Annotated in this window: 6 protein-coding genes and 1 pseudogene; all 7 read right to left on the reverse strand. The window is 48.4% G+C overall.

Going from position 1 to position 7,869, the window contains the following annotated elements:
• A pseudogene (locus tag HP552_RS02650) lies at positions 1-235 on the reverse strand (phage distal tail protein); the annotation flags it as partial.
• 21 nt (positions 236-256) lie between these two features.
• The gene (locus tag HP552_RS02655; RefSeq protein ID WP_175394122.1) at positions 257-400 is read right to left on the reverse strand and encodes an XkdX family protein; all 144 of its coding nucleotides are present in this window, start codon (positions 398-400) and stop codon (positions 257-259) included.
• A complete protein-coding gene (locus HP552_RS02660; protein ID WP_175394123.1) occupies positions 393-977 on the reverse strand; it encodes an SH3 domain-containing protein in 585 nt (194 codons plus the stop codon). The genes HP552_RS02655 and HP552_RS02660 overlap by 8 nt, the downstream gene beginning before the upstream one ends.
• A gap of 17 nt (positions 978-994) precedes the next feature.
• Complete coding sequence (locus tag HP552_RS02665) at positions 995-3,748, reverse strand: hypothetical protein (RefSeq protein WP_175394124.1); 2,754 nt, start codon at positions 3,746-3,748, stop codon at positions 995-997.
• Positions 3,749-3,756: 8 nt separating this feature from the next.
• Entirely contained in the window at positions 3,757-4,167 is a 411-nt protein-coding gene (locus HP552_RS02670) for a phage tail fiber protein (protein ID WP_175394125.1), read from the reverse strand.
• Positions 4,168-4,179: 12 nt separating this feature from the next.
• Positions 4,180-4,731 carry a distal tail protein Dit gene (locus HP552_RS02675; protein ID WP_175394126.1) on the reverse strand — a complete coding sequence of 184 codons (552 nt, stop codon included), beginning with the start codon at positions 4,729-4,731 and terminating at the stop codon, positions 4,180-4,182.
• Positions 4,731-7,869, reverse strand: a 3,139-nt coding sequence (locus HP552_RS02680; RefSeq protein WP_175394127.1) for a phage tail tape measure protein, incomplete at its 5' end; no start/stop codon positions are given. The genes HP552_RS02675 and HP552_RS02680, both read right to left, overlap by 1 nt.

Below are 7,869 nucleotides of genomic sequence, written 5' to 3' on the forward strand. Positions count from 1 at the left end.
CGGAAAACTCTGCTGATAGCGTCATTTCCACAGCGTAATCCAGCGAGTATTCCGTATCACCGGATAATTCTGGAGCATTGAACGCGACAAGGTTAAACCCTGTCACGTCCTCCCCTCCTGAAATGGTCCGCTTAGAATACATTTGCGCTCCGCCTGATAAGTGCGCCGCCAGGTCAATGACGTTTTCACCGCCGCCTGCATTGTAAGCTATTTCGTTAAATCCGCCTCCGAACAAGCCGGACACCCCCCCCTCAGCTTACGCTTCGTATTGTTGCGCTGTGATCTGTTCAAATTCTTCCGGCGTAATCACGCCAAAGGAAACATACTGTCTCAGCTGTGGTTCCTTCGCCCATTTCTTTTCATAGTAATATTGGAGTCTTTCGAAATCAGAATTAAACATTTGCACCGTCTCCCTTCGATTCTGTTTCAATAGTTAACAAACGCAGCTCAATACCTACAATTTGCGCCCCTAGCGCTTCGTTTTGTGCCTTCAGGTCTGCACTTTCCAATTCCCTCATGACAATTTGCTCGCCCAGGATTTCATTCTGCTGCTTTAATTCCAGGGCTTCCAGTTCACGTTGTACGAGCTGTTCCCCGATCTTGTCCATTTCCGATGGCTCGACAGGCTGCGGTTTCGTCAGCTCGTCAATTTCTTCCTGGCTTAACCCTTCAGCCCACAGGTCAGGAAACTTTTCCTCTGGGTCAATCTCCACGGCATCCTGATAGGCTTCCCAGGCTGCCAGGTCAAAGCGTGGCAGGAACAGCCCCGAAGTAACTGGAAAGCCGACAACATACCCGGCTATCTCCGGTTCAGTCTCTTCCTCTTCTTCGGGTTCTTCAAGCTGCTCAGGCGCTTCAGGGTCATAGACAATCGGCTCAGGTTCGGCATAAAAAGGGACGACACCGGAAAAGGCATCGTCCACCAACTCGTCCTCCATATAGAGGCCGTCTGTATTTACTTTAGGTACGGCTTTCATGTAATCCCACCTTTTTATTAATCAGCTGCTAAAAATGATATTCCCTCTAATGACATAAATCCTGATTGGAAGTTAACAGCAGTAATAACCGTTCCATCAGGAAAAATATTTATGCTTGCTGGCAATGCCCCGTCACCAGCGGAGTTCGCGGCAGAAATTGTGGAAAAAGCCAGAGCATGTGTGGGCCGATATCCTTTAGGTAGTTTGAAAAACGCTCCTCCGGCTCCTGATTTGATCAGCCCTCTTATATGCACATATCCCATTGAATCTTTGTAGAACCCCGCCGGACTAAATCCGCTCAAGAAGTTAGCCCATCCGCTTAAAAGGGTTGGTTCTATCCATGCAGGAGCATCTTTCTCTGCCTTCTTACTCTCCACAACACTAATACGTGCTTTCGCTTGTTGAACGTCTTGTACCAAGTCCATAAGCAGTGCCTTTTCGTTGTCTGGGACTGATCCGATGAATGGAGCAATCGGAGACTTGTCCAACATTAGGTATGTTGCCGTGTATGCTCCGTCTTTAATAAAGTCCTTGCCTTCAATATGAGCGTCTTGATTTCCGTAAGCTTCTTTTTCGTTTTTTACGACTACGCCAGCAGCTCGTTTGCCGTTCATGTAAATGTTCAATATCTTTCCAACTCGATATTTAAACGGGTTATTTACGCCCGAATCAGTATTATTGAAATGATAATACTCAATACTTCCGACTTTAGTCATTACGGGTTTAGTTGCTTCTCGCAATACAATTCCCGTTCCCACTTCAACTTGGTTATCTCCCTCAATAAAAGTCAATTGTCCTTCTGACGTAATTGGTTCGACAGTTGGCGTTGCAAGTTGATATACGAGTTGGTAAGGCGTTGCGCCATTAACATATCCGAGAGTTATTGGAAGCGTTGCGGAATACGCGTCTGATGGAACTCCCGATGTACTTGTGTATCCAAACTTTACCCATTTTTTTGTCCCCGTTCCTGCATAGGTATTGGTTAATGCGTCTTGACCGTCAGTGAACATTCTCCATCCCATGAAATACGCCTTAATCTCGTCGGTTGTCGGCGTGTATGAATCTCCCCATCCACTGTCTGTATTTAAAACTGACAGATAGAAACTTCCTGCCCCTCCGAGCGTGTAAACATTCTGCATATCTCCGGCAGATGCCGCATCACCACGCGGTAACATATTTCCGTTATACTTGGTTACAGTACCAGAATTATTTACGCCTCCTTTTACCACCTCTGCAGAGACTACTTTAAACCCTGATTTTGATGACTGATGAACCCACGGAACAGATCCGTCCAATACAAGTTTATTCCACTTCGCCAGCTTGAAGTATTGCCCGTCCTTCTCGAACACTTCGTCAGCATTCGCCCCTGTCGCTGGATCGGCGTACAGTTCCGTTTGCAACGCGAGCATAACGTCTTCACGTGGTTTGAACGGTTTGGGTGTCGTGCCGAGCGTAAGCATTGGGTTTGAAAAGGTATATGTCCCAGCGCCTTTCGATCCATTTCCGATAATAATACTCAAGTAAGCAGCGTTAGGTGATGTCTTTATGTGTAGTTCCGGTGTATCTTGATACAAACTGTTTTGTATAATGTTTCCCGCCGCATCCAAGTCTTGTAATGCAATCATGCCGTTATGACTTAGAGAAAATGTGTACTCCGTATTTGGAGAACAAGGGATACGGAAAATCCAAGCAACATTCACTACTGTTGCAGTAAGCGATGCGGCATACGGTCCAGTGGGTAACTGACCACTTCCCGATAACGAAGCCTCATAGAACGGAGGTATCAAGTTTTCCCCATAGCGAATCGCATACGGATTTCGCACGGGTTGAACACTATCAACGTAAGGGAGATAATCACGGATGTTTGACTCTGTGACGTCTACTCCAATGCGGTCGTATAAGGCTTTATCCACCTCATAAACTCCGCCGCCATCAAAATTGATTACCGACCCAGTGTTCACATAAGGAAATACCAAGTCAAATGATATGCTATTGAGTCCTACAAGATCAGCAGGGCTTAATTTAACATAATGCAGTAGATATGATCCTTTATTCGTTTTTGGCGTGCTGGATTTTAAGGTTGCGCTGTAATCCGGCTTCATCACTCGCAAGTATGCAGAAGTTGCGTCGGTATTCTTTATCTCGACGATAGCGATATAATACTTCGTGTTGTCTATTGGAACAAGGGTTTTTCTACGCACCAAACCAGATGAATTTGTACCAGTTGTTGTGGCCTTGCCTGAACTGCTGCCATATAAAAAGCTTGTATTATCAAGAGTAAAACTGCATGATGCTAAGGACCATTTACTCGCATCTTCAAAATTCCCATCACGCCCTAACAAATTCACCAATGTACGACCTTGCAAGCCAGCAAGCTTAAAAGCCGCATCCTGATCCGCCTGTACTACTTGGATACCTGGTAGCAGGGAAATGGCTGTTCGATTAGGAGTATCCAATCTATCAGCCATTTCAAGTATATTAAGCCGGGCCGCATCCCAATCAGCTGCCGCGAAATTACGAGCAATGCGCGTGCCAGCCGTCCAGGCTCGCGCAACTCCCTGGAAACCCCGAATACAACCCTTTAATATGTTCCCGTCAACGGATGTGTACAAAATAGTTTCCGCTGCATCCCCATTGCCGATTGTTGCAATCCCTTCCCCTGGCAAAAGGACTCCAGTGTCAGCAACAGTAATATCTGTCTGTGATTCGGTGATTAAATCCGTAAGCTCTGTTTTCGGAGAGTTAACCACCGCTGGATACATCTTTTTCATGCTGTCACCTACCCTTCATCGATTTTGAGTTGTCCCACCAAGAAACGGATTAAATCATTGGTCAGTACCGTTCTCGGCGTTTTCACGGCCCCGTGATACAGTAGATTTCCGCCTGTCGCCGCGTCCCGGATACCGATGTGCGTTATCAGCCCTTGGTCTGCTGTAGCGATTGGAAACGATACGTCAGCTGTGTTCTGGACCGCTGCTCTGCGTTCAGCAATCACAGGATCTCCAAAGGTAACTTGTTGCCGGGCATAACCTCCGCCTGTGACCTCCTGCCCTGTATCGGCATCCGTGGGATTGGATGTATACAGCGCGATATACACCTTTGCTGGAGCCGTAAAGTTAACGCCTCGTAACGCCGCATTGATTGACGCTCTTTTCCAGTAATTCGATTTTGAAAGCATAATATCAGCCAAACCTAACCCCTCCTACTCAATTAAATACTCATTCGCTATTCTAAAATTTCGTATAACGTTCGTGCCCTGATTCGTTAGGACAATGACCGGATTGGCCGGGATGTCTCCACCGGACTTTACGGTCACGATTTGCGGCGACTTGGTGATAATCGGTTCAAACACAAATTCCTCACTTGATTCCGGGAATGGGTTGTACATCTTTAGCGGAATATCCACCTGGTGGTTCACGGAAGAAGGGTCATAACCGGTAGTCCCTCGATATTTGGCCATGTAACGCCTGTCCAGCCGATCCGAAAATATCAGCTCCAGTTCCCCGCGTTTGGCGTGAAAGATATTTGCCAATCGGTTCATGATCTCGTGATACTCAGATGCATCACCCATGACATAGAAACTAAGCTCCAGCGGCCGGGTGGCGTAGGTAGATCCAAAGTCTTCCTCACCATCACTCCCGGCCAGCTTGACCGTATTTTCCTCGGCTTCTGGCAAGGTTGGAAGGGTACGGCCCACCAGAGTTGCCCCGATGGTAGACACCCATAGACCGTTCACCTTTACGTCATACTCCATCACCCTTTCACCCCTTTAGTTTGCAAATTCCGCGCTAATCGCTCGCGGCCATTGTAGTACATATCAATATCTGCCTTATCCTCTAAAACTACGGTTCCCGTTGACATGTTAAAGTGCTGCGTGACTTCTTGCACAGGCGGCGCAGCTTGCTCGGGCTTCATGGTCAGCTGCGGCACTTCCAGGAGCCGGAACAGGTTATTCAGTTGATGGCGATTAAATATAGCTTCCTCGCCGTGGACCACTGCCTGCATGGGCTCACCCGGAGCGCCCGGAACCACGCCGCCGACATCGAAGCTATCCAGCTTGCCTGTATCCTTCGCAATGCCGTACTGGTTACGAATCGCCTGATTTCGCTCGGCCAGCCGCTGCATCTCTTCTTTGTTGCCCGCTGCCTTGGCTGCGTTGTATGCATCCTTGTTAGCGTTGTACTCCTGCAAATCTAGCGCCTGCTGCGAGTTTCCGGTCAGATTGGATACTGTGGACATCTTGGACTGATATTGGCTTAAAAAGGCATCTAGGTCGGTTAGAATTTGGGCATTCGCTTCCTTGCTCGCATTCACCCGGAATTCTTGAACCGCACTTTCAATCAGCTTGACGTCATCCCCGTGATCCTCGAAAACTTGGGCCAGGGCATCATAACGGGCCTCTGTGGCTGTTTTCTCATCCTCAAATGCCTGTTCCTGCTCTGCTTTTTCGTCCTGGAGCTTGTCCTTTTGGTCTTCTAGATCCCGCTGACGTAGCTCGCGGGAATGCTCCAGCTGCATCCGTTCGATTTCAGCAATCAGGTCATTTCGTTCTTTGATCCCTTCAGGACTAACAGCTGTACTGAGCAGATCCACACGAGCTCTCTTTTTGGCAAGCTCTGTTTCGTAATCCGCATCACTATTGGCTTCCTGTTCCTTCTTGATCAGATCGTCAATGGCCTGAATCTTTTCGTTTTGAGCATCCACGAACGCCTTTTTACGCGCATCAATAGCCGCTAGTTCGGCCTTTTTGGCATCGTTAACAGCGGTCTTTTGCGTTTTAAGCAGCGTTTCCGTATCCTTTTGGGTTTGCTGGATTAAAGCCTTTCGGGCTTGATACACTTGTTCGTCAGCCTGCTTGTATAGTTCGGAATCTTTCTCGTATCGGTCACGGACCCGCGTCCAGGCATCCAGTTTCATCTGCAAGATTTCTTGCTCTGTTTTGCCGGAATCCTCCATACGCCGTTCTTCTTTGGTGATCCATTCCGATGAGGCTTGGTATTGCTTCTTTTGCTCCGCTTCAATCTGCCGCGTTAATTCCTTCCGGGACTGATACACCTGTTCGTCAGCCTTCTTGTATTCCTCTGAATCTTTCTCGTACCGATCTCGGACCCGCGTCCACGCATTCAGCTTGGCCGTAGCCATCTGAACTTCCGTTTTCCCGGCCTCTTCCATCCGGCGCTGATCCTTATCGATCCACTCGGAAGAAAAGTCATAACGGGCTTTAGTGCTGTCTTCCTGGAGCCGTTTAATTTGCAGATTCATCGTCCGCTGATCCTCAACGGTTTCCTTTAGGTGCTGCTTATGCTTTACGGCTACCTTGTTGTACGCCTCAATCTGTTTGTCAGCTGACCAGTCATACATATCCGCCTGATACCGGACCGTGGCAATGTCAGCATCATAAGCTTTCTTCCGGGCCTCCGCAGCCAGTTCCGCAGCTGACTTCCCTGTTTTTTCTTTTTTGGTTTTGGCTTTTGCTGACTTCGCCGCTTTTGTCTTTTCGGGCTTGGACAAATCAATCCCGCTACCCGATACCTGTTTAAAGGCTTCGCCCGTAGTCAGAGATTCCTTGGCCCGCTGCACTTCCAGCAGATTCTGATTTGCTATATTTTGTTTGTCATACAATCCGGTAAGCTGTTCATCTACCCCGCCATTGGCAAAATTCTCAAATGCAGTATTGACGCTGATTCCACCAACGGCGGTAACTTTTTTCGCCACCATGGGATTGGCATTTTTCCCGCTTACGGCGGCCATGGCTTTTGCGAGAGCTTCAAAGTTTTTTATCTGAGCCTCAACCGATGCCTTATTGGCCTTTGCCATCGCTTCCAGGTGAGTTAGGTACGCATTAGCTGCCTGGGCTGAAGTATCAATAAAACTACGCTCCGCGCTGATATGATCGTCAATGATCCCGATATTCTTTATCGTGATCCGGCCCGATTCATCTTGGAGCGCATTCAGGTCCGGATACTGCTTTTTCAATTGATCCGTGACATTAATCAGTTCCTGCTTTTGCGAAGCGTCCAGGTTTTGAGCTGATGCAAGCTCTTTATATCTGGCTGATAGCTTTTCCATGGCCTCGACCTTTTGGTATTTGGCCGATAGATCCGATATTTCAGCCTCTTTCATTTTCAAGAGTGCCGGAACGGATTCATCAATGGCATCGTTCATTTGTTCTAGCTTGTTCTGAGCATCTTCTAAACCGTCATAACCCATTCCACGAAGCTGTTCGTCCATCTCGGCTAGCTGATCGTTAATTTCAAGCATTTCCGTCAGTAGCTGAGGTGTTCCCATGTGATCGGCCTGCAAGGTCTCGATCTCATTCAGCCTTTCTTGGAGCGCTGCGCGTTCATTCAGAACCGTGTTTAGCTCGTTCGTCCGGTCCTGAAGGTCTTGAACATCCTGCACGGTTCGCTGCAAAGGCGATTTGTTCAGCGCATCGTTTACTTCTTCCTGAGCCCTGGCAAACTGTTCTGCTGAAGCAGCCGCATCGTCTGACTTGCCTTTAAAGAAAGCAAACGCAGCAGCCACAGCCCCGATTGCAGCCGATAGGGCAAGCAATGGAGGGAAGGAAGCCTGTAAAGCAATTAGAGCTGTACGCAGCGCATACACAGCCAGGGTGATACCCGTCACTGCTGCCGTCACCGCAACAAAGGTGATGATGGCGTTTTGCGTGCCCGCGTCCAGTTGGGTAAATGACAGGATCAAGGACGCAATCATGTCTGTGATAGAACGTACCGTAGGTGCAAACTTGTCGCCCACTGCAATGGCCGCAGCCTCCATGGCCGACTTGAATTCCTCTATGGACCCCTTCAGCGTATCCATTTGGGTTTCAGCCAGCTTGTCCGCAGCCCCTGCCGAATTCTCCAGCTCTGAAGTAAAGCTTTCAAGCTGCGCC

The organism is Paenibacillus xylanilyticus (assembly GCF_013359935.1).
In the GTDB taxonomy this organism is placed as follows: domain Bacteria; phylum Bacillota; class Bacilli; order Paenibacillales; family Paenibacillaceae; genus Paenibacillus; species Paenibacillus xylanilyticus.